The 22071-nt window shown below is 62.5% G+C and carries 18 protein-coding genes and 2 pseudogenes; 9 read left to right on the top strand and 11 right to left on the bottom strand.

The genetic code is table 11. The features are described from left to right. The first annotated feature begins 44 nt into the window (after nucleotides 1-44). Nucleotides 45-245, top strand: coding sequence for a hypothetical protein (locus OKB81_RS03625; RefSeq protein WP_270666129.1), 201 nt, complete (start codon nucleotides 45-47; stop codon nucleotides 243-245). Nucleotides 246-317: 72 nt separating this feature from the next. Here OKB81_RS03625 and maiA read toward each other — a convergent pair whose 3' ends face one another. From maiA to OKB81_RS03595, 6 genes are all read right to left on the bottom strand, one after another. After that, nucleotides 318-956: a maleylacetoacetate isomerase gene (maiA, locus tag OKB81_RS03620; RefSeq protein ID WP_010675120.1), complete on the bottom strand. Its 639-nt coding sequence runs from the start codon at nucleotides 954-956 to the stop codon at nucleotides 318-320. 69 nt (nucleotides 957-1025) lie between these two features. Next, a complete protein-coding gene (locus tag OKB81_RS03615; protein WP_160837118.1) occupies nucleotides 1026-2024 on the bottom strand; it encodes a fumarylacetoacetate hydrolase family protein in 999 nt (332 codons plus the stop codon). A gap of 10 nt (nucleotides 2025-2034) precedes the next feature. Next, nucleotides 2035-3183 carry a homogentisate 1,2-dioxygenase gene (locus tag OKB81_RS03610; protein ID WP_160837116.1) on the bottom strand — a complete coding sequence of 383 codons (1149 nt, stop codon included), beginning with the start codon at nucleotides 3181-3183 and terminating at the stop codon, nucleotides 2035-2037. Further along, entirely contained in the window at nucleotides 3176-4330 is a 1155-nt protein-coding gene (hppD, locus tag OKB81_RS03605; protein WP_041214989.1) for a 4-hydroxyphenylpyruvate dioxygenase, read from the bottom strand. The genes OKB81_RS03610 and hppD overlap by 8 nt, the downstream gene beginning before the upstream one ends. Nucleotides 4331-4569: 239 nt before the next feature. Then, on the bottom strand, nucleotides 4570-5223 hold the full coding sequence (locus OKB81_RS03600; RefSeq protein WP_160837114.1) for an HAD family hydrolase: 654 nt from the start codon (nucleotides 5221-5223) through the stop codon (nucleotides 4570-4572). After that, nucleotides 5220-5864 (bottom strand): TIGR01621 family pseudouridine synthase, encoded by a 645-nt coding sequence (locus OKB81_RS03595; protein WP_160837112.1) that lies wholly within the window; start codon nucleotides 5862-5864, stop codon nucleotides 5220-5222. Before OKB81_RS03595 ends, OKB81_RS03600 begins: the two co-directional genes overlap by 4 nt. An 88-nt stretch (nucleotides 5865-5952) precedes the next feature. Between OKB81_RS03595 and OKB81_RS03590 the strand changes: the two genes are divergently transcribed. Further along, a complete protein-coding gene (locus OKB81_RS03590) occupies nucleotides 5953-7545 on the top strand; it encodes a GGDEF domain-containing protein (protein WP_010675126.1) in 1593 nt (530 codons plus the stop codon). 321 nt (nucleotides 7546-7866) lie between these two features. On the opposite strand, the pseudogene OKB81_RS03585 reads toward OKB81_RS03590, so the two are convergent. Together OKB81_RS03585 and OKB81_RS03575 are read right to left on the bottom strand one after the other, a co-directional pair. Further along, nucleotides 7867-9251 (bottom strand): annotated as a pseudogene (locus OKB81_RS03585) (methyl-accepting chemotaxis protein). Nucleotides 9252-9443: 192 nt separating this feature from the next. Continuing rightward, nucleotides 9444-9638 (bottom strand): annotated as a pseudogene (locus tag OKB81_RS03575) (PAS domain S-box protein); the annotation flags it as partial. Between the two features lie 382 nt (nucleotides 9639-10020). Between OKB81_RS03575 and prpB the strand changes: the two are divergent. The 4 genes from prpB (at nucleotide 10021) to prpF (ending at nucleotide 16117) form a co-directional block, all read left to right on the top strand. Beyond that, on the top strand, nucleotides 10021-10920 hold the full coding sequence (prpB, locus tag OKB81_RS03570) for a methylisocitrate lyase (protein WP_160837110.1): 900 nt from the start codon (nucleotides 10021-10023) through the stop codon (nucleotides 10918-10920). 64 nt (nucleotides 10921-10984) lie between these two features. Beyond that, nucleotides 10985-12142 (top strand): bifunctional 2-methylcitrate synthase/citrate synthase, encoded by a 1158-nt coding sequence (gene prpC / locus OKB81_RS03565; protein ID WP_160837108.1) that lies wholly within the window; start codon nucleotides 10985-10987, stop codon nucleotides 12140-12142. Further along, a complete protein-coding gene (gene acnD / locus OKB81_RS03560; protein WP_202395053.1) occupies nucleotides 12142-14760 on the top strand; it encodes a Fe/S-dependent 2-methylisocitrate dehydratase AcnD in 2619 nt (872 codons plus the stop codon). Before prpC ends, acnD begins: the two co-directional genes overlap by 1 nt. Nucleotides 14761-14917: 157 nt before the next feature. After that, entirely contained in the window at nucleotides 14918-16117 is a 1200-nt protein-coding gene (gene prpF / locus OKB81_RS03555; protein ID WP_160837106.1) for a 2-methylaconitate cis-trans isomerase PrpF, read from the top strand. Nucleotides 16118-16221: 104 nt separating this feature from the next. On the opposite strand, the gene OKB81_RS03550 is transcribed toward prpF, so the two are convergent. The 3 genes from OKB81_RS03550 to OKB81_RS03540 form a co-directional block, all read right to left on the bottom strand. Then, nucleotides 16222-16455 (bottom strand): DUF6719 family protein, encoded by a 234-nt coding sequence (locus OKB81_RS03550; RefSeq protein WP_160837104.1) that lies wholly within the window; start codon nucleotides 16453-16455, stop codon nucleotides 16222-16224. Nucleotides 16456-16618: 163 nt separating this feature from the next. Beyond that, complete coding sequence (locus tag OKB81_RS03545) at nucleotides 16619-17665, bottom strand: alpha/beta hydrolase (RefSeq protein ID WP_160837102.1); 1047 nt, start codon at nucleotides 17663-17665, stop codon at nucleotides 16619-16621. 97 nt (nucleotides 17666-17762) lie between these two features. Continuing rightward, nucleotides 17763-19919: a TonB-dependent siderophore receptor gene (locus OKB81_RS03540; RefSeq protein WP_160837100.1), complete on the bottom strand. Its 2157-nt coding sequence runs from the start codon at nucleotides 19917-19919 to the stop codon at nucleotides 17763-17765. Nucleotides 19920-20049: 130 nt separating this feature from the next. Between OKB81_RS03540 and OKB81_RS03535 the strand changes: the two genes are divergently transcribed. The 3 genes from OKB81_RS03535 to OKB81_RS03525 all read left to right on the top strand — a co-directional run bounded on the left by OKB81_RS03535 (nucleotide 20050) and on the right by OKB81_RS03525 (nucleotide 22071). Further along, nucleotides 20050-20988, top strand: a complete 939-nt coding sequence (locus OKB81_RS03535) for a helix-turn-helix transcriptional regulator (protein WP_202395052.1) — start codon at nucleotides 20050-20052, stop codon at nucleotides 20986-20988. 163 nt (nucleotides 20989-21151) lie between these two features. After that, nucleotides 21152-21808, top strand: a complete 657-nt coding sequence (locus tag OKB81_RS03530) for a Bax inhibitor-1/YccA family protein (RefSeq protein WP_010675134.1) — start codon at nucleotides 21152-21154, stop codon at nucleotides 21806-21808. A 95-nt stretch (nucleotides 21809-21903) separates the two neighbouring features. Next, nucleotides 21904-22071 carry a hypothetical protein gene (locus OKB81_RS03525; protein WP_158657330.1) on the top strand — a complete coding sequence of 56 codons (168 nt, stop codon included), beginning with the start codon at nucleotides 21904-21906 and terminating at the stop codon, nucleotides 22069-22071.

Genomic DNA, 22071 nt, shown 5'->3' with positions numbered 1-22071 from the left:
GCAGCGAAAATCGATACAGAACAGGACCTTAGAAGGAATTTCAAATGAAGTGTTTTCTTAAGGTCCTGTATATGTATGTGGCCGGTCCGCACTTCTCGCTGGCAGACATTCCCATCGGGCTGTCAGTCAACCGCTGGCTGGAGACGCCCTATGATCGCCCGTCGCTACCCGCCGTGGACGACTACTATCAGCGACTGAAAGAGCGGCCGGGGTTTCGACGCTATGGGGCCAATGGCACGCCCTGAGGCGAGCAAGATAACCCGGGCAAGGAAAGAGACGGCAGACCGGGCCAACGCGCTGGCCCGGTCTGCACAGCTTCAGGGCTGGGCATCCGGCTGATTGGCGGGGGCGGCCTTGATAAAGGCTTGCAACTGCTCGCAGTTGGCGACGATGCGCGCAATGGTGGGGTAGTCATCCAGGGTCATGTCGAAGCGGCGGGCGTTGTAGACCTGGGGCACCAGCATGCAGTCCGCCAGGGTGACCTCGTTGCCCACGCAATAGATGCCGGCGGTGGTCATGAGAAGCTGCTCCAGCGCGGTGAAGGTCTCGTCAATCCAGTGGCGATACCAGGCATCCCGCGCCATCTTGCTCTGCCCCAGCTCCTGCTCCAGGTAGTGCAGCACGCGCAGGTTGTTGAGGGGGTGGGTGTCACAGGCGATCATGTTGACGATCTGGCGCACCCGGGCACGTTCGATGGGGGCGGAGGGCATCAGGGGGTAGGCGGGATAGGTCTCGTCGAGGTACTCCATGATGGCCACCGACTGACCCAGATGCACGTCATCGTCCACGAGAAACGGCACCAGTCCCTGTGGATTGACCCGGCGGTAGGCCTTCTCCTTCTGCTCACCCTGCCGCAAGTTGACCGGGTGCTGCTCATAATCGAGCCCCTTGAGTTGCAGTACCAAACGCACGCGAAAGCTGGCCGATGAGCGCCAATATCCAAACAACTGCAGCATAGTGTGTCCCTGTGGTGGCAGGTGTCTGCCACCTGCCGTGTCGCCCGCCCCTCCCGGGGTCGGGCTCTCCTAGCTCGCCCGCTCGGCCGTTGCTTGCGTGACCCGCTGCAAAATGGTGCCAAACAGACTCATCCCGTTGCGATCCTGCATCGCGATGGACACTGTATCACCAAAGCGCAGAAAGGGTGTAGTGGCTTGACCTGACTCGATAATTTCCAGCATCCGCCGCTCGGCAAGGCAGGAGGATCCCCGGCTTCTGTCGTAGTTGGAGACGGTGCCCGAGCCGATGATGCAGCCCGCCCCGAGCGGCCTTGTCTTGGCGGCATGGGCAATCAGTTCATCAAAGTTGAAGGTCATGTCCACCCCGGCGTCGGGCTGCCCGAACAGGGCGCCGTTGAGGTGGGTCACCAGGGGCAGGTGGACCTTGCCATCGCGCCAGTCATCCCCCAGCTCGTCCGGGGTGATGGCCACCGGCGAGAAGCTGCTGGAGGGCTTGGACTGGAAGAAGCCGAAGCCCTTGGCAAGCTCCCCGGGAATGAGGTTGCGCAGGCTCACGTCGTTGACCAGCATCAAGAGCTTGATGTGGCTCGCCGCCCCCTGCGAACGGGTGCCCATGGGCACGTCGTCGGTGATGACGGCGACTTCCGACTCGAAGTCGATACCCCACTCCTCGGAGCCCATCACGATGGGGCCACGGGGCGGCAGGAAGCTGTCAGAGCCTCCCTGATACATCAGGGGATCGTGCCAGAAGCTTTCTGGCATGTCGGCACCGCGCGCTTTGCGCACCAGCTCCACGTGATTGACGTAGGCACTGCCGTCAATCCACTGGTAGGCGCGAGGCAGCGGGGAGAGGCAGGCGGTCTCATCGAAGGGGAAGGCGTCGGGGCAGGCGCCCTCGTTGAGTCGCTGATAAACCTTCGCCAATTGCGGCGCCACTTCGCCCCACTCGTCGAGGGCCGACTGCAGGGTCGGGGCAATGGTCGTCACGTGGACGGCGCGCGCCAGATCGCGGCTCACCACCACCAGGGCGCCGTCGCGCTTGCCATTGTTCAGGGTTGCCAGTTTCATATCGAATTCCTTATTTGCCGAGCGTCTCTGGACGCTGCCAGCTGGTGACATAACCGGGGTGTTCGACCCCTTCGCAGATCGGGCCGACGGCCAGGGCATCCCGGGTGTCGAGCATCACCGCCACCTCGTCGGTGAAGGTCTTGGCATGAGCCAGTCCCGCCGCAAAGGCCTTGGGATGGGGACCATGGGTGAAGCCGGCAGGGTGGAAGGTGACCATGCCCCGCTTGATGTTGTCCCGGCTGAAGAAGTACCCAGCGTGGTAGAAGAGCACTTCGTCGAAGTCGTCGTTGCTGTGGTAGAAGGGCACCCGCAGGGCGCCTGGGTCACTCTCGATGGGACGCGGCACGAAGGTGCAGACCACGAACCGGCTCGCCACGAAGGTGGAGTGAGCCGAGGGAGGCAGGTGGTAGCGGTGGCTCATCAGCGGGCGGATATCCCGCCAGTTGAGGCGCACCACGCACAAGTCCCCGTGCCACCCTTGTGCATCCAGCGGGTTGAACGGCCAGGTGACGACCGAGACCTGATCGTGGCGCTTGATCTGCAGCGACCAGGGGTTTTCATCCTGCTGGGCCAGGAAGCGCTCGTTGATGGCGGGCACGTCCAGGGCCGCCGGATCGAAGATGGCGTGATTGCCCACCAGTCCCTTGTCCGGCAGCTGATAACTGTCTTCCGTCGCCTCTATCATCAGGATGAAGAGGGGCGCGGTGGGCTCGATGCGCCACATGGTGCCACGGGGGATCACCACATAGTCGCCATCTCTCAAGATGAGGTGTCCGTAGTCGCAGTAGAACTCTCCGCTCCCCTCGTGAATGAACAGGAGCTCGTCGCCATCGGCGTTTCGCACCAGAAACGGCATGGGCTCATGCAGGCGCCAGATGCGGTAGCGGCAGTGGGGGTTGCTGAGAATATCCGGCATCACCCAGGGGGAGAGGGAGCTCACCTCCTCCTGCAGATCGTTCAAGTCAAACGCCCGTGGCCGAAGCGGTCCCTCCCAGTTGACCCAGTCGGTGGGAGCATGCTTGTGGTGCATGTGGGTGGCCGGACCGAAGAAGCCCGAGCGCCCCAGCTCGCGCTCATAGATGGCCTGCTCCGGCAGATCGGCATGGGCCTGGCGGGAGTGGGTTCCCTCCCGATGGGGGAAGCTTATCCAGTTACGCATCGCTCGGTTCTCCGTTTTTCTGGCCCTGCGCGGCACTGTTCACCTCCCCTTGCGTGGATCCGTCCAGCACGCCACGGCGGATCTGATCCAGCTCGATGGATTCGAACAATGCCTGGAAGTTGCCCTCACCAAAGCCCTCGTTGCCCTTGCGCTGGATGATCTCGAAGAACACGGGACCGATGACGGTGTCCGTGAAGATCTGCAGCAGGATGCCGTCCTTCGTCGGCGAGCCGTCGATGAGGATGCGCAGCTCTTTCAGCGCCGCCAGATCCTCCTGATGACCCGCCACCCGGCTGTCCACCTTCTCGTAGTAGGTGTCCGGCGTCGGCATGAAGCCGGTTCCCCGCCCTCTGAGCGTGCGGATGGTGTGATAGATGTCGGCAGAGGCGAGCGCGATGTGCTGGATCCCCTCCCCCTTGTACTGGCGCAGGTACTCCTCTATCTGGGACTTGTCGTCCGCCGACTCGTTGATGGGAATGCGAATTTTGCCGCAGGGGGCCGTCATGGCGCGCGAGTGCAGTCCGGTCAGCTTGCCCTCGATGTCGAAGTAGCGGATTTCCCGGAAGTTGCCGATCCGCTCGTAGAAATTCGACCAGAGGTTCATGTTGCCGCGATGGACGTTGTGGGTCAGGTGGTCGATCTCATAGAGCCCCGCGTCCACCTCGGCCATGCGGGCCTGCCAGTCGGGGTAGAAGATAAAGTCCACGTCATAGATGGAGCCCCGCTCGCCATAGCGATCGACAAAGGAGAGGGTACTCTCGCCGATGCCGTAGATGGCGGGGATGTTGAGTTCCATGGGGCCGATTTTGCCCACAAACGGCTTGGCCCCCTGGCCAATGGCGTACTGCTGGGCACGGCCGGCATCGCTCACCCGAAACGCCATGCCGCACACGCTCGGACCATGGGCCCGGGCAAACTCCTCCGCTTGGGAGTGGGGCTCGGCATTGACCACGAAGTTGATGTCCCCCTGGCGATAGAGCCAGCACTGCTTGTGCCTGTGCTTGGCCACTTCGGCAAAGCCCAGTGAGACGAACAGCGCCTTGAGGGCCGCAATGCCCTTGAGATCCGGCGCCGTGTACTCGACAAACTCAAACCCGTCGGTGCCAAGGGGGTTGATGGTGTGAGTACGGGAAGAGGGGGTGGTCATGATGCGCTCCTTGCGATGAACTGATAACGAAACGGTTCACGCCGCAAGGGCTCGACAGGCAGCCCGCACGGCATTTTTAACAACTTGTTTCATTAGAGTGGCGAGCGCAGGGAATGAGAAGGGGCGGCGTTCAGATAGTTTGGCGGGGATCCGCGCCAAAAAATGTAAATGAAATGTGACATCACAGCCCCAACCTTGCACTGCGCTCGTTAGCGTCCCGCAAGGCTGTCAGCTTTGCCTTACAGCGACCAATAACGGGGTTCGATATGGGGCAGCACCGCCCTCGCCTTTAGCAATCGAGTCCTTTGCGGGTTGATGAGCCAGGCTTGCTCCCCCAACGCCAGCAGGGGCAGATCGTGCAGGCTGTCACTCAGGGTGAGTGCGGCCTCCAGGGTCAGGAGCTCGGGCAGCAGCTTGTGCCTGCCATGGCAATAGAAGCGCGGCACTAGGCCGCCGAAACGGTAACCCATCCGCGAGCCGATGATGCGGTGAGGGAGCCTTGGCAGTTGACGATGGAGCTGGGCACGGACCAGGGCGCGGGGACTGGCGGAGATGACCCAGCAGCGGTACCCCTCCCCCGTCAGGAGGGCTCGCGCCTCCCGATACAGACCGGGCCGGGTCAGGCTGTACTGCCGTATCAAGGCGCGCCAGGCCAGGGGGGATAGCCCGAGGGTGATGGTCCACCAGATGAGTGCAATGCCGCGACTGCGCTGACCTGGCAGCAGATAGATCACGGCACCGAACGCCATCAGTGGCCACAGCAGCAGCGGCCAGAGACGGCGGCGCAAGATGAAACGCAGCAACCCCGCATGGCTGTCATCCGGCGCCAGGGTGTCATCGAAGTCGGCCAGGATCCAGCCACGGGCTGGGACTCTCACGGTTGCTGCGCTCATTCGGTGATCTCTGCGATGGCGGCATGCAACTCGGGCAGGAGGAACAGTGTCCCCTCATCGGGCGGACAGACGAGATCGAAACTCTCACCTACCAGGGTGAAGGCGAGGCGCCAGGCGTGCAGATAACCGCGATCCGCCACCGTGCCGCCGTAACGCTCATCCCCGAGGATGGGGGCTCCCACGCTCTTCAAGGCCACCCGGATCTGATGGGTCTTGCCGGTCCGGGGCTTGATGCGATAAAGGCGCAGCCCCTCGCGCACCGAAACGGAGTCGAACCAGCTGATGGCCGGGTTATCCTGGGTGCGGCTCAGCATCCAGCTGCCGCCTCGCCCTTTCTCCATGTCCCCCTTCACCCAGCCCTGCTTCTTCTTCGGCTTGCGATCGGAGAGGGCCAGATACTGCTTGCTCACTTCCCGCGCCGCGAAAGCCATGCTGAGGGCGCGATTCGCTTCGGGGGTGCGGGCCAACAGCACCAACCCAGAGGTCATCTTGTCCAGTCGATGGACCGGATAGAGGTCAAGACCGGTATCCATTCTGACCCGATTGACGAGACCCGGCTCGCCGGCATCATCGTGCATGCCAATGCCCGGACGCTTGTTAATCACCATGAAATCTTTGTGCTGCAATTGTATCCGGTACATGTATAACCCTTTAGAATGTTACTTGTTAACAACTTGAATGCAGGCCTGCAGGCCATCTTCATGGACCCTCAGCACAAGAATCGCACGAATGAAAAAATGCCTGTTTTGGCTGTTGTTGCTTGGCATCACTTGCTTCTCGCCCCTCCAGGCCAGTGAACGGACACGTGATCTGCCGGAGAAGGTGGTATTGCAGTTGCGCTGGCTGCATCAGCCCCAGTTTGTGGGCTATCACATGGCCAAGGCCAAGGGGTATTACGCCGACGCCGGTCTGGATGTCGAGATAAGGCCAGGTGGCAAGGGAATAAGTCCGGTTCAGGAGGTGCTGGCCGGACGCGCCGACTTTGGCGTCGGCAACACCGAGGTGCTGACCCACTACGCCCAGGGCAAGCCGCTGCTGGCGCTGGCCAGCGTCTACCAGCACTCTCCCTCCATCTTCCTGGCACGCCGCGACAGCGGCATTCTCACCGTTGCGGACATGCGTGGCAAACGGATCATGATGTTTCCGGGTCATCAGGATGCCGAACTGCTGGCCACCCTCTACTATCAGGGACTTCACGAGCGCCAGCTCATCCCGGTACCCACTTCGGTCAACATCGACGATCTGATCGCCGGCCGAATAGACATCTTCAACGCCTATCTGAGCAATGAGCCATTCTATCTGGAAGAGCGCGGCATCTCGGTGTCCGTCATCAACCCTCGCAACTACGGCATCGATTTCTACAGCGACATTCTCTTCACCACCCAGGCACAGGAGCGGCTCAATCCGGAGCGGGTGGCACGTTTTCGTGCAGCCAGCCTCAAGGGATGGCGCTATGCCCTCACCCACCCCGAGGAAGCCATCGCCCTGCTGCGCACGGAGTATGGCGTCAACCGCAGCCAGGCCCACATGGAATACGAGTTGCAGATGAGCAAGGAGATGATCCAGCCGCTCTATGTGGAGATCGGGTATATGAATCCGGATCGCTTCGCTCACATCATGCAGCAGCTGGTGGAGATAGGCCTCCTTGCCAAACCGGTCTCCCTGACCCGTTTTCTCTATCAGGTTCCCTCAGAACAGTGGAGCTTCTGGCGTCCATGGTTCCTGCTGAGCCTGGGTGTTGGTGGTCTCATCCTGCTGCTCTCCCTCTATCTTCTGATGAGCAACAAGCGGCTCAACCAGGAAGTGGCCCTGCGCAAGCAGCGAGAGCAGGAGATACTGCAACTGGCCCGCCTCGATCCCCTTACCGGGCTGCCCAATCGCCTGAGCCTGATGGAGCAGTTGAAACACCAGGTGCAAAGCGACAATCCGGGCTGCCTGCTGTTTTGCGATCTCAATGACTTCAAGCGCATCAACGACAACTTCGGCCACAGCCAGGGGGATGCCATCCTCTGCCAGCTGGCCCGACGGATCCACGACGCCATCGGCCACCAGTGCTATTTTGCCCGCTTGGCGGGGGACGAGTTCATCCTGCTGCTGCCGGGCTACGATATCCGTCAGGCAGAGGAGGTCACCGCCGTGATCCGCCAGGCCATGCAGGCCCCCTTCGTGGTCAATGACCAGCCGATGCAGGTGGGCATCAGCATCGGCGTCAGCCACTACCAGCATGACTGGAGCCCGGAGCAGTGGCTCATCCAGGCCGACAGGGCCATGTATTGTGACAAGGGCGGCCGCGTCATCACGCTGGCGGAGCAGTCCGGCTGACTGGTTCATCTCCCGGCACACAGAGCCGATACCCCCATGAAACCAATAACAGGAAGGCCACCCCAGGGGTGCAATGCTGTTCAGATAAGCACATTTTTGACTAATTATTCATAAATGCGACTTGAGTTGGGGGAGCAAGGCTGTTTCCAGTCGATGTTCCTTCAGCCTTTATCCAGCGTGGCTTGCAATAGAAAGAGGGAGGCATCATGCCTCCCTCATTTTTTTAGCCCTGATACTACGTGGACTGGAACTCAAATTCTCTTAAGTGAACAGCATTGACCCCAGGGGTGGCCTTCCTGCATTGCATGAGTCTGACCGCTCTTACCCGAAGGTCTGCCCCAGGGATTTGAGCTGGCGAGCCTTGGTGAGCAGGATGTCGCTCGAAGCGTCCATGTCCTGCATCTTGTTGCTGTTGGTGTGGGAGTGCTGGGAGATGGCGTTGACGTTGCGGCTGATGTCCTCCACCACCGCCTGCTGCTCCTCTGCCGCCGTCGAGATCTGGGCCGAGAGGTCCACCACCCGTTCTATTTCCGTCAGCACCTGATGCAGACTCTCTGATCCCTGGCGGGTCAGGGTCACGCAGGATTGGGTCTGTTGCAGGTTCTGCTGCATCATTCCCTTCCAGCCGTTCAGGGTACGCTGGATCTGGCCTATGCTGCTCTGGATCTGCTCGGTCGCCTTGTGGGTGCGCGTGGAGAGGGTTCGCACCTCGTCCGCCACCACCGCAAAGCCTCGCCCCTGCTCCCCTGCACGCGCCGCCTCGATGGCGGCGTTGAGCGCCAGCAGATTGGTCTGATCCGCAATGCCCTGGATCTCGCTCATCAGCACACCGATGCGGTCCGACTCCTCCGCCAGTGCCACGGCGGCCGTGAAGGCATGCTCTGCCTGGGTGGCCAGCTCCGTCACCCTGTGCTGGGTATCTTCCAGCTGCTGATCGGTGTGTTGGCAGTGCGCCTTGGCCTGGGCTATCTGGTTGTCCGTCTCTAGGATATTGCGGGCAATCTCGTGGGCTGTCGCCGCCATCTCGGTGATGGCCGTCGCCACCTGTTGGGTCTGGACATCCTGTTCGGCGATGTCGGCGCTTGCCTCGCTGGAGGCTGTTTTCAGATGCACCGCGAGATCCTGCAGGGAGAGGGTCGCATCGTCCACTCGCCCAAGGACGGTGCGGATCCTGGCCTGCAACAGCTTGATGTGGAAGTCTGCAATGGCACTGGCATCCTCCCCCGAATAGATGAGCCGGGTCAGGCTGTCATATTCGTCCGCGAGCTGTCGCAGATAACGGGGGGTAGTGATGAGGGTGTCACGATAGATCAGGGCCAGCCACAAGAGAGGCAACAGGGTGAACAACGGCCCCCAGGGCCCCATTAGATAGCCCCCCCCCCCGCCAGCATCAGCAAGACACCGACGATGGCCAGCCCGTGGCGCATCGGGCGCAGGCTCAATCCGCTCTTTCGCTCCCCCCGCTCCACGCTCTTCAATCTGGCATAGGTGCGCCCGGCCACGGCTTTCATCTCCGGCGCGGCGCGACTGCGGACCGACTGGTAGCCATTGATCCGCCCCTGCTCGAAGATAGGGGTGACATAGGCATCCACCCAATAGTAACGCCCATCCTTGCAGCGGTTTTTCACCATGCCGCGCCAGGGTTTGCCCTGCTTGAGCTTGCCCCAGAGGTCAGCAAAGGCGCAATGCTGTTCAGATAAGCACATTTTTGACTAATTATTCATAAATGCGACTTGAGTTGGGGGAGCAAGGCTGTTTCCAGTCGATGTTCCTTCAGCCTTTATCCAGCGTGGCTTGCAATAGAAAGAGGGAGGCATCATGCCTCCCTCATTTTTAGCCCTGATACTACGTGGACTGGAACTCAAATTCTCTTAAGTGAACAGCATTGCAGCAAAGGCGGCCTTGGGCATGTCCGGGTGGCGAACCATGTTGTGGTGCTGGCCGATGAGCTCGGCCCGGCTGTACCCCGCTACCCGGCAGAAGTGATCATTGGCGTAGGTGATCACACCCTGCAGGTCCGTGGTGGAGACCAGCTGTTCATTGGCAGGAAAATCCACCTCTTCGTCGATGAGATGAACCTGGGTTTTCTTCATGGCGCACACCCCTTGTTTGATCACCCAATGAGCGTAGCCAAACGCCTACGGGCAAGCAACGCAGAGACCCAGTCGGGGAGGATGGCTGAGACACAATTTGCATCCTGTTTGACGCCGCGCAAGATTTTGGCCCCAAAAGCCCAGATTTGGCCAAAAAATGCCCGGTATTTTCCCAGGTTCACCGCTCTCCCGCACAATGCATCACAGCAAAAAATGGTTCTAACGAGTCTGTGGCACTGGCGTTGCCAGGGGGCCGTCAGGGGAGAGCACACTTGATACGACCTTGGACCTAAGCATGATTGACGTTAACGTAAACGTAGTGTGAGATGATACCGTTCACCCTACACATACAGCAGACACGCACCCCATGAAAGGAGTCACCATGTCCAACCTCTCCCCCTCGGCCGGCAAGCGTTTTCGCACGGCCCTGGCCAACGAAAAGCCTCTGCAGATTGTCGGTACCATCAATGCCTACATGGCGCTGATGGCCGAGCGCAGCGGCTTCCAGGCCCTCTATCTCTCCGGCGCCGGGGTGGCGAACGCCTCCTATGGCCTGCCGGATCTCGGCATGACTTCCATGAATGACGTGCTCATCGATGCCGAACGCATCACGGCTGCCACGCAAGTGCCACTCCTGGTGGACATCGACACCGGCTGGGGGGGCGCCTTCAACATCGCCCGCACCATCCGCGCCTTCGAGCGTGGCGGTGTGGCCGCCGTCCACATGGAAGATCAGGTGGCCCAGAAGCGCTGCGGTCACAGGCCGAACAAGGCGGTGGTCACGGTCTCGGAGATGGTGGACAGGATCAAGGCCGCGGTGGATGCCCGCCAGGACGAGCACTTCGTCATCATGGCCCGCACCGACGCCCTGGCGGTGGAAGGACTGGGCTCGGCCCTGGAGCGGGCCGCCGCCTATGTGGAGGCCGGTGCCGACATGATCTTCGCCGAGGCGGTCACCGAGCTGGATCAGTACGATCGCTTCAAGCAGGCGGCCGGGGTGCCCATCCTCGCCAACATGACCGAGTTCGGCAAGACCGAGCTGTTTGACAAGGAGGCGCTCGCCTTGCATGGCGTCGACATGGTGCTCTACCCCCTGAGCGCCGCCCGCGCCGCCAACCAGGCCGCCCTCAATGTTTATCAGACGCTTCGCCGTGACGGCCACCAACGCGCCGTGGTCGACACCATGCAGACCCGGGAGTCCCTCTACGATTTTCTCGGTTACCACCACTACGAGCAGACCCTGGACAGGCTGTTCACCCAGGACTTGTCGACCAAGGAATAAGACGGCGACCGGCCGCCTTATGCTGGCGGCTGGCGCATCAACGGACTGAATGAGGAAACATGTGATGAGCGCCCTGCCCGAAACCACCGGCTTCAAGCCGAAGAAATCCGTCGCCCTCTCCGGCACCGCCGCCGGCAATACCGCCCTGTGCATCGTGGGCCTCAGCGGCAACGATCTGCACTACCGTGGCTACGACATCCTGGACGTGGCCACCAGCTGCGAGTTTGAAGAGATAGCCCACCTGCTGGTGCACGGCCATCTGCCCAATGTGGCGGAGCTCGCCGCCTACAAGGCCAAGCTCAAGGCCCTGCGCGGCCTGCCCACCGGAGTGAGGACCGCCCTGGAGCAGTTGCCTCCCTCCGCCCACCCCATGGACGTGATGCGCACCGCCGTCTCCGTGCTGGGGTGCCTGTCGCCGGAGAAGGACGATCACAACCACCCGGGCGCCCGGGACATCGCCGACAAGCTGATGGCCTGCTTGGGCTCGGTGCTGCTCTACTGGTACCACTTCAGCCACAACGGCAAACGCATCCATGTGGAGACCGACGACGACTCCATCGGCGGCCACTTCCTCCACCTGCTGCACGGGCACAAGCCACGCGACTCCTGGGTACGCGCCATGCACACCTCTCTCATCCTCTACGCCGAGCACGAGTTCAACGCCTCCACCTTCACCGGCCGCGTCATCGCCGGTACCGGATCGGACATGTACTCCTGCATCACGGGAGCCATCGGTGCCCTGCGCGGGCCCAAGCACGGGGGCGCCAACGAGGTGGCCTTCGAGATCCAGAAGCGCTACGAGAATCTGGACGAGGCGGAGGCCGACATTCGCGCCCGGGTCGAGAGAAAAGAAGTGGTCATCGGCTTCGGCCACCCGGTCTACACCGTCTCCGATCCGCGCAACAAGGTGATCAAGGAGGTGGCGCGCGCCCTCAGCCAGGAGCAGCACAACACCAAGATGTTCGATATCGCCGAGCGGCTGGAATCCACCATGTGGGAAGTCAAGAAGATGTTCCCGAACCTCGACTGGTTCAGCGCCGTCAGCTACCACATGATGGGGGTGCCCACCGCCATGTTCACCCCGCTGTTCGTCATCGCCCGCACCTCAGGCTGGTCGGCCCATGTCATCGAGCAGCGCATCGACGGCAAGATCATCCGCCCGAGCGCCAACTACGTCGGTCCGGCCGATCTGACCTTCGTGCCGCTCAAGGAGCGCAAGTGATGATCAACACGCAATATCGCAAGCCCCTGCCCGGCACACAGCTTGACTACTTCGACGCCCGGGAGGCGGTCAACGCCATCGCCCCCGGCGCCTGGGACAGGCTCTCCTACACCGCCCGCGTCCACGCCGAGAACCTGGTTCGCAAATGCGATCCGGCCATCCTCGGCGAGTGCCTCGGCCAGATAGTGCACAACAAGCGCGATCGCGACTTTCCCTGGTTCCCGGCGCGGGTGGTGTGCCACGACATCCTGGGACAGACCGCCCTGGTGGACCTCGCGGGCCTTCGCGACGCCATCGCCGAGCAGGGGGGAGATCCCGCCCAGGTGAACCCGGTCGTGCCGGTGCAACTCATCGTCGACCATTCCCTGGCCGTTGAATGTGGCGGCTTTGACCCCCAGGCGTTCGAGAAGAACCGCGCCATCGAGGATCGCCGCAACGAGGATCGCTTCCACTTCATCGACTGGACCAAGCAGGCGTTCAAGAACATCGAGGTGATCCCGCCTGGCAACGGCATCATGCACCAGATCAACCTGGAGAAGATGTCCCCCGTCATCCACGCCGATCGCGGTTTGGCCTACCCGGATACCTGCGTCGGTACCGACAGCCACACCCCCCACGTGGATGCCCTCGGCGTCATCGCGGTGGGGGTGGGCGGGCTGGAAGCCGAGAACGTGATGCTGGGGCGCGCCTCCTGGATGCGGCTGCCTTCGATCGTCGGCGTCGAGCTCTCCGGCAAGCCGCAGCCCGGCATCACCGGCACGGATCTGGTGCTGTCGCTCACCGAATTCCTGCGCCAGCAGAAGGTAGTCGGCGCCTACCTGGAGTTTCGTGGCGAGGGCGCCGCCGCCCTCACCCTCGGCGATCGGGCCACCATCTCCAACATGGCGCCGGAGTATGGTGCTACCGCGGCCATGTTCTTCATCGACCAGCAGACCCTCGACTACCTCAAGCTCACCGGCCGTGACGACGAGCAGGTCAGGCTGGTGGAAACCTATGCCAGGGAGGCCGGTCTCTGGGCCGATGCCCTGGCGGGCGCCCAGTACGAGCGGGTGCTGCACTTTGACTTGTCGAGCGTGGTGCGCACCCTGGCCGGCCCCTCCAACCCCCATCGCCGCCTGCCGGTATCGGCATTGGCCGAGCGCGGAATCGCGGTGGACCTGGACAAGGCTCGTGCCCAGGAGGCTGACGGCCTCTTGCCCGATGGCGCCGTCATCATCGCCGCCATCACCAGTTGCACCAACACCAGCAACCCGCGCAACGTGATTGCCGCAGGCCTCCTGGCCCGCAACGCCAACCGGCTCGGCCTGATGCGCAAGCCCTGGGTCAAATCCTCCCTCGCCCCCGGCTCCAAGACGGTCGCGCTTTACCTGAAAGAGGCGGGGCTGATGGATGAGCTGGCACAGCTCGGCTTCGGCGTCGTGGCGTTTGCCTGCACCACCTGCAACGGCATGTCCGGTGCCCTGGATCCCGCCATCCAGCAGGAGATCATCGAGCGGGACCTCTACGCCACGGCGGTGCTGTCGGGCAATCGCAACTTCGACGGCCGCATCCACCCCTATGCCAAGCAGGCGTTTCTCGCCTCGCCCCCCCTGGTGGTGGCCTACGCCATCGCGGGCACCATCCGCTTCGACATCGAGAAAGATGTGCTGGGGGTAGTGGACGGTCAGGAGATTCGCCTCAGGGATATCTGGCCGTCTGATGAAGAGATCGACGCCGTGGTCAAGGCGTCGGTCAAGCCGTCCCAGTTCCGCCAGGTCTATATCCCCATGTTCACCCAAGAAGAGGATCAGGGTCCCAAGGTGACGCCCCTGTACGACTGGCGCTCTCAAAGCACCTATATCCGTCGCCCGCCCTACTGGGAGGGGGCATTGGCGGGCGAGCGCACCCTGCGCGGCATGCGGCCCCTGGCGCTGTTGCCGGACAACATCACCACAGACCACCTCTCCCCTTCCAACGCCATCCTGCCCGGCAGCGCGGCGGGGGAATACCTGGCGAAGATGGGCCTGCCGGAGGAGGACTTCAACTCCTACGCCACCCACCGCGGCGATCACCTGACCGCCCAGCGCGCCACCTTCGCCAACCCCCAGCTGGTCAACGAGATGGCGGTAGTGAACGGCGTGGTGCAGAAGGGGTCCCTCGCCCGCGTCGAGCCGGACGGCAAAGTGATGCGGATGTGGGAAGCCATCAAGACCTACATGGCACGCAAGCAGCCCCTCATCATCGTGGCCGGTGCCGACTACGGTCAGGGCTCGTCCCGGGACTGGGCGGCCAAGGGGGTACGCCTTGCCGGGGTGGAGGTGATCGCGGCGGAAGGCTTCGAGCGCATTCACCGCACCAACCTCATCGGCATGGGGGTGCTGCCGCTCGAGTTCAAACCGGGCACCACCCGCCTCACGCTGGGCCTCGATGGCACCGAGACCTATGACGTGGTGGGAGCACGCCAGCCGCGCACCGATCTCACTCTGGTGATCCGCCGTCGCAGCGGCGAAGTGATCCAGGTGCCCATGACCTGCCGCCTCGACACCGCCGAGGAGGTCTCGGTCTATGAGGCGGGCGGCGTGCTGCAACGCTTCGCCCAGGACTTCCTGGCGTCGACCGCGCAAAAGGCCGTGAGCTAAATCGCAACCCCGCTCCGCCCCTTTGAAAAAGGGGAAGGCATAAAGCACCCTCTCCCTTTGAGAGAGGGTTGGGGTGAGGGGAAATCCCCCTCATCCGCCCTTCGGGCACCTTCTCCCAGAGGGAGCAGGATCTATGACTCTTTTCAGGACACTCTCTATGGCCCACCAACCACAAGTCAAAATCCCGGCCACCTACCTTCGCGGCGGCACCAGCAAGGGGGTCTTCTTTCGCTTATCTGACCTGCCCGAGCGCTGCCAGCAGCCGGGCCCGGCACGGGATGCCTTCTTCCTGCGGGTCATCGGCAGCCCCGACCCCTACGGCGCCCACATGGACGGCATGGGGGGGGCCACCTCCTCCACAGCCAAGTGCGTGATCCTCTCCAAAAGCCAGCAACCCGATCACGATGTGGACTACCTCTACGGCCAGGTCGCCATCGACAAGGCATTCGTGGACTGGAGCGGCAACTGCGGCAACCTCTCCACCGGCGCCGGGGCCTTCGCCATCCACGCCGGCCTGGTGGACCCGTCCCGCATCCCGGAGCACGGCACCTGTGAGGTGCGGATCTGGCAGGCCAATATCGGCAAGACCATCCTCGCCCACGTGCCGGTGACAAACGGCCAGGTGCAGGAGACAGGCGATTTCGAGCTGGACGGGGTGACCTTCCCCGCCGCCGAGATCGTGCTGGAGTTTCTCGACCCGTCCGACGAGGGTGAAGACGGCGGCGCCCTCTTCCCCACCGGCAATCTGGTGGACGATCTGGAGGTACCCGCGTCTGTTGTAAAGAGCGGCGTACTGAAAGCCACCCTGATCAGCGCCGGCATCCCCACGGTGTTCGTCAACGCCGAGGACATCGGTTATGAGGGCACCGAGCTGCGCGAGGCGATCAACACAGATCCGCAAGCGCTCGCCCGTTTCGAGGCGATCCGGGTTGCCGGTGCCCTGCGCATGGGGCTCATCAAGCGCCCCGAAGAGGCGGCCACTCGCCAGCACACCCCGAAAATTGCCTTCGTCGCACCCGCCAAGGATTACCGCACCGCCAGCGGCAAGGAGATTATTGCCGGCGAGATCGATCTGCTGGTGCGGGCCCTCTCCATGGGCAAGCTGCACCACGCCATGATGGGCACCTGCGCCGTGGCTATCGGCACGGCGGCGGCCATTCCCGGCACCCTCGTCAATCTGGCCGCCGGGGGCGGCGAGCGCGAAGCGGTGCGCGTTGGTCACCCCTCCGGCACCCTGAGAGTCGGTGCCCAGGCAGAGCAGGTCGCGGGACAGTGGACGGTCACCAAGGCGGTGATGTCCCGCTCCGCCCGCATCCTGATGGAAGGCTGGGTGCGGGTCCCTGGAGATGCCTTCTAGCCCGCTGCGGCATCACACCGACCAGGCCAGCCAGACGAAAAGAGCCCCAAGGCGACTGCCTCAGGGCTCTTTTTTGGATGTTTCAGGCTGTGAAAATCACATCATCATTGCGGTCTTGCCACACACTCCACCTTTCTTGGCACATTGTGCTTCGCGTCCCCGCCGATGAGACGCTTGACCTGCCCTAGTGGGCAGCGACCGTCATCCACATAGGCGGTCTCCCCAAGGGGCAGCCTGCCTGGGGGCGGATCCTGACTCAGATAGGTGACGGGAATGGGCGCAGGCGCAAACCCACTGCACCCCGACATCAGGAGTGCACTGCACCACAGGGCCAGCATGCCTCCCCTCTTTCCTGCAACCGCCATCGCTCACTCCCTGCCTCTGTCGGGGCACCGACCCGGCGCCCCTCGTTTCGGCAGTCTACCCAGGGATGGCGCCGGACCGCCACCCGTCTCCGGCGCCGTTGTGACGATTCCAGACACAGGCAAAAATATCGGCTTTTCACGGCTTCGACCCGTAGTAGTGGGCCAGCAGGGCATCGGCCTCGTCCACGGGGATCGCCATCTGCGGCCAGCGCGCGGCCTTCTCCCTGATGTCCCGCAGGCTCCCCAGCTCCGGGCGCAGTGCGCTGCCGAGGTGGCGGTTCAAGGCATCAAAGCGGGCGATCACCCCCTGTCGGCTGAAGTGCCCGGGCGCCAGATCCATCCGGTAGCCCTGAAACAGCCACTGGAGTCCCTGATAGACGGCGGGGTGGTAGACGCTGTGATGATCCTCCTCCTCGAAGTAGCGGCTGGTGACGTGCAGGTTTGCGCCGGGTGCCCCCACTACCTGCCGCGCAAACTGCTGCAGGCGATCCCGGTGAAACGCCGAGCGCCCGAATCCCGGGGTGAAGGGGTTGTTGGCCACCGCCATGAACAGCGAGGAGGCGTGCTTGAGCGGCCCGGTCAACTCCGACGCGATGCGCTCGTAATTGCGGGGGTAATCGAACCAGAGGCTGGCGTCGATGGCGATCACTCCCTGGAACTGGCCGCTATCTTGCGCCTGTGCATCGAGCGCCAGCAGGCCGCCGAGGGAGTGGCCCACCAGCAGGGCCGGCGCCCGGGTCCGAAACCTCTCCTCGATGAGGGGGCGCAGCTCCTCACTCAGATAGCGCAGGAACCGGGGCCCGCCCCCCGTCACGGCATAGCCGGGCCCCGCCGGTGCCCCATTTGGCAAGGTCATGGTGTGGCTCGGGGTGTAATCCCGCATCCGGTCGGTGTTGTGGACCGCGACGATGATGAGGGGGGGGATAGCCGGATTGAGCCCGGCCCGCAGGGCCCGGGTGATGCCGACAACCTCCAGCAGGCTCTTCTCCCCGTCGAGCAGATAGAGCACGGGGAACCGAGCCCCGGGCTCGCGTTCATATTCCTGGGGCAGGGAGACGCTGTATTGCCGCGTCTCCCCCAGCAGGGCCGAATGGTGGGTGAAGCGCTGGGCGTAGTGGAGCATGTCTGCCTGGGCAGAAGAGAGTGTGATCATGGTGAGCAGCAGGGTGATGAGTCTTGTCATGAGATGAACCAGGATTGTGTCGCCAGCCTTGGGGATCCCCCGTAGGGCGGCTCACAGAGACGACAACAGGGCCCGCAGGCCCTGCTGTCGTCGGTCGTTACAGCTTGTAGGTGAAGCCTGCCATCAGGTTCGCCGGCTCGCCGTACATGTTGAAGGTGCTGGTGGAGCCGACCCGGTAGAAGTACTCCCGGTCGAGCAGGTTGTAGAGGTTCAGGGTCGCCTGCATTCTGTCGTTGATCTCGTAACGCACCGCCGCATCGAACAGGGCATAGCCCCCCTGATGGGTCTCGACCCCCTTCTGGTTGAAGCCGTAGTCGCTCACCGCCGTCATTCCTGCCCCGAGGTGCAGCCCCTGCACCCAGTCGGCCAGGTGGTAGTCGGTCCAGAGCGAGAGGGTGTGACGGGGGATGGTGTCGAATTTCGGGTTGTGATCCCCGGCCTTCTCCTCGATGTCGGTGAAGGTATAGCCGGCCATCACCATCCAGTTCTGGCTGAGATAGCCGCTCGCCTCCAGCTCCACCCCTTGCGTCTCCACCTTGCCGGTAGCCCAGTAGGTGTTGGTGATGGCAATGCCCTGATCGTCGTAGGCCTGGGCCGCGATGTTGTCGTCCTTCATCAGGAAGAGGGTCGCCCGGGTGTTGAGCAGGCCGTCACGCAGCGAGGACTTGATGCCGGTTTCCCACTGGCTGCCCTCCCGGGGCTTGAGCAGGTTGCCGCTCTCGTCCTGGCTGGTCTGGGGCTTGAACACCTTGGAGTAGCTGGCATACCAGGCGTGTGCGTCGCTCAGGTCATAGACGGCCCCCGCGTAGGGGGTGAGCTTGCCGTTGAACGCACTGGACTCGCCACTCTGGGCTCCGGAACTCAGGGTCGTGCTGACGGCATCCAGATCGTACCAAGAGACGCGGGCCCCGGTGATCACCGCCAGCGGCTCCAGCAGACGCCAGGTCACCTTGCCATACAGACCGAGCTCCGACTGCTCCTCATGGTCATTCTTGGTGTAGCTGTAGTCCGGCTTGGCGACCCGGGTCGGGTCGAAATCGAACACATTGATCTTGCCGAGGTTGCGGTTGGTGTAGGTCTGGATGTCCGACTCGTAGCGCTTGTAGTCGGAGCCCAGCACAAACTCGCTCTTGTGCCCCAACAGATCGAACATCTGGCTGTAGTTGGCATCGAAGGCCATGTTCTTCTGCTGGTTCCCCTGGCCGTTGAACATCAGCCCGGTGTTGCCCGCCGCGTCCACGGGGCCGTTGGTGAAGGTCTGCTCCAGCCGCATGTCGTGATCCATGTAGCGGGCCGAGACCTGACCCACTCCGCCGTTGGCAAAGGCGTGTTGCAGCGAGGCCCCCACATCCGTGGTATCGGCGTCGAAGAAGTCTTCAGCCGACCCCAGGTAGGTGCTGCGGCCGATGTCGAGCAGGGAGCCGTCCTTGTACGCCGGCAGGCCGTTGGTGGGCAGGATGTCCTTGGTCTGGTGCAGGGCGTAGACGGAGAGGCGGGTGCGATCCGAGAGATCGAACTCCAGGGTGCCGTAGTAGGTACCGTTGTCGTTGTTGTTGTAGTCCACCTGGTTCTTGATGTCGGCGTTGGCCACCACGACGCGGCCGCGCAGGGAACCCTCGTCGTTGAGTGCGCCCCCCATGTCCGCCTCCAGGTAATGCCTGTCCCAGCTGCCATAGCGCGCCGTGACCGAGCCCTTGAAGGCGTCGGTCGGACGCTTGAGCACCATGTTGATCACGCCCCCCAGCTCGCTGGTGCTGTTGAAGAGGCCGGAGGGGCCCCGCATGATCTCCACCCGATCCACCGCCGCCAGCGACGGCAGGGTGCCGTACTTGCTCTGCATGGGCGATGGCAGGCCGTTGAGGTTCACCTCGTCGTACTCATAGCCGCGGGAGAAGATGGAGGAGCGACCGCTGTCATTGACCAGGGTGCGCAGACCCGGCGTGAACTTGGCCAGATCGTCCACCGCCACGAAGTTGCGCTCCTCGATGTAGTCGTTGGTCAACACGGTGATCGACTGGGGGATGTCTTTGAGGGCCGCCGGCGTCTTGGTGCCAACGGTGGCCGAGTCGACCCCATAGCCTCCCGTCTCCTCCGACGGCGACATCCCGTAGAGTGGATTGCCATAGACGACCAGGGTTTCGTCCGGCTTGATGTCCGGTGTGTGTGCCCCTGCCGGGGCGGCAAAGGTGACGGCCAGAGCGGCAGAGATGGCCAGAGCCAGCGGGCTTCGCGCTTTATCCTTCAAGACAACCATAGTAAGAGTGACCCCAAGATAGAGATGATAATCATTTTCATTTGATTTTCCGGGGGCTAATATATCACTCCATCTTCCGCCGCAGTTTTGCGGTGTGGTCATTTCACTCTTCGACATGGTCAAATTGCACATGACTGACACAGTGGCAAGGGATACCAGCGCACGCCAGCGAGGCCGCTTCACCGGCAGGGTGGAGAACCTGGTGATCCAGGAGGGTCTTCGCTTTCACAACAAGGACATCGTTCACAAGGCAGACTTCGCCACCGAGCGGGAGTTGCCGCCGCAGTTGATCATCGCCATTCCCCTCGAGAGCCGGGCCCTGATGACCTATGGCGCCACTCACAGGCTCAAGGGGTGCCGCTTCCACGAGTCCGACCCCATAGTGGCAACCGCCATCCTCTATACCGAGCCCGACATCGTGCAGGGGGCGGCCAAAGCCCAGGTGCGCAGCCGCAGCATCGTCCTCTCCCTGGACCACACCTGGCTCGCCCACAACCTGGCACAGGCGCATCGCAAGGCTTTCGCACAGACCTTCAGCCGCCATCTGAGCCGCGTCGACTGGACCCTGCCCGCGGCGCTTGGACAGATTGCGGAAGCGCTCAATCTCACCAGCAGCCAGAACGCCTCCGAAATGCTGATGCGCAAGGCCTTTGCCCTCAGTGTCTGGGAGAGCCTGATGACCAACCTCCAGCAGGCCGCCTCCCCCTGTTGCCAGCGCCAGAACGAGCAACCGACGCGCCTCAAGATGCTGCTCAGGGATGAAAAAGTGGACGAGATGACCCTGACCGAGATCGCGGCCACCCTCGGCATGAGCGTCTCCACCTTGCAGCGGGCCGCAAAAAAAGAGCTGGGCATGAGCCTGCAGCGCTACCTTCGCCAGCGAAAGCTGCAAGAAGCGCGGGCCAGGCTGGAGGCGCGCAGCCTCTCTCTGCAAGGGGCCGCCGCCCACGCCGGCTATGACCATGTGGCCAATTTCATCACGGCGTTTAGAAAGCAGTTCGGCTTCTCGCCGACGCGGATCGCCAGACAGGGTAAAGAGCAGGAGCAGGCGCCCTCTGCAACGCCTTGAGCCTCCTTGTTCATGCGCAATACATCTTTGCTCTGGGATAGTAGGCACCACGCAGGTGGGGTGGCGCTTGAAATCAGCGCTCGTCATCCACACATTCAGTGCATACAATGCGTTAACGAAGCACAACTCGTCGCTTCACCCCGGAAATCAAGAGGACATCAAGATGGATACCCGTTCTATCTACACTGGCACCCAGGGTGCCGTGCGCGACACCAACAAGGTGCTGCGCAACACCTACATGCTGCTCTCCCTCACTCTTGGCTTCTCAGCCGTGGTAGCCGGGGTAGCAACCGTCATGAACATGCCGCCCCTGCACTGGGCCGTGTTCCTCATCGGTGTCTACGGCCTGATGTTCCTGACCGAAAAGAACCGTGACAACGGCATGGGGCTGGTGTTCACCTTCGCCCTGACCGGCCTGCTGGGCTATAGCCTCGGCCCCATCATCAACATGTACATGAACAACGGCGGCGGCGAGATCGTGATGACGGCGCTGGGCGGCACTGCGCTCACCTTCTTCGGCCTGTCTGCCTATGCCCTGACCACCAAGCGGGACCTCTCCTTCCTCGGCGGCATGCTGTTCGTCGGGTTCTGGGTACTGCTGGTTGCCATGGTCGCCAACATCTTCCTGCAGATGAGCGCCCTGAGCCTGGCCCTGTCCGCCATGTTCATGCTCTTCTCCTCCGGCGCCATCTTGCTGACCACCCAGCAGATCGTGCGCGGCGGCGAGACCAACTACATCTCTGCCACCGTCACCCTGTATGTCTCTATCTACAACATCTTCCTGAGCCTGCTGAGCCTGCTTGGCGGCAACCGCAACTGATGGATGCTTGATATGCACAAGACCCCGCTTCGGCGGGGTTTTTATTGGCGCCCATTTCTGTCAGGATAAGTTGCAAATCAAGGATATGAAGCGAAGTGGCCCTGATCCAAATCAGGGCCGTTTCGCTGTCGACGGGTTATGCTGTCGCTTTCGTTTCGCTCAAGGGTTGCCTTCATCCCATGCCCATGGACTTCTCAGGTTTATTGCGCCGTCTGCTGACCGACTGCCACATCGATTTCACCTCGTTCAAGGGTGGTGCCTAG

This window comes from Aeromonas sp. QDB56 (assembly GCF_027705505.1).
Lineage (GTDB): Bacteria > Pseudomonadota > Gammaproteobacteria > Enterobacterales > Aeromonadaceae > Aeromonas > Aeromonas caviae.
Note: the sequence above shows the minus strand (reverse complement) of the source record. Positions and strands in the feature narration are given on the sequence as shown.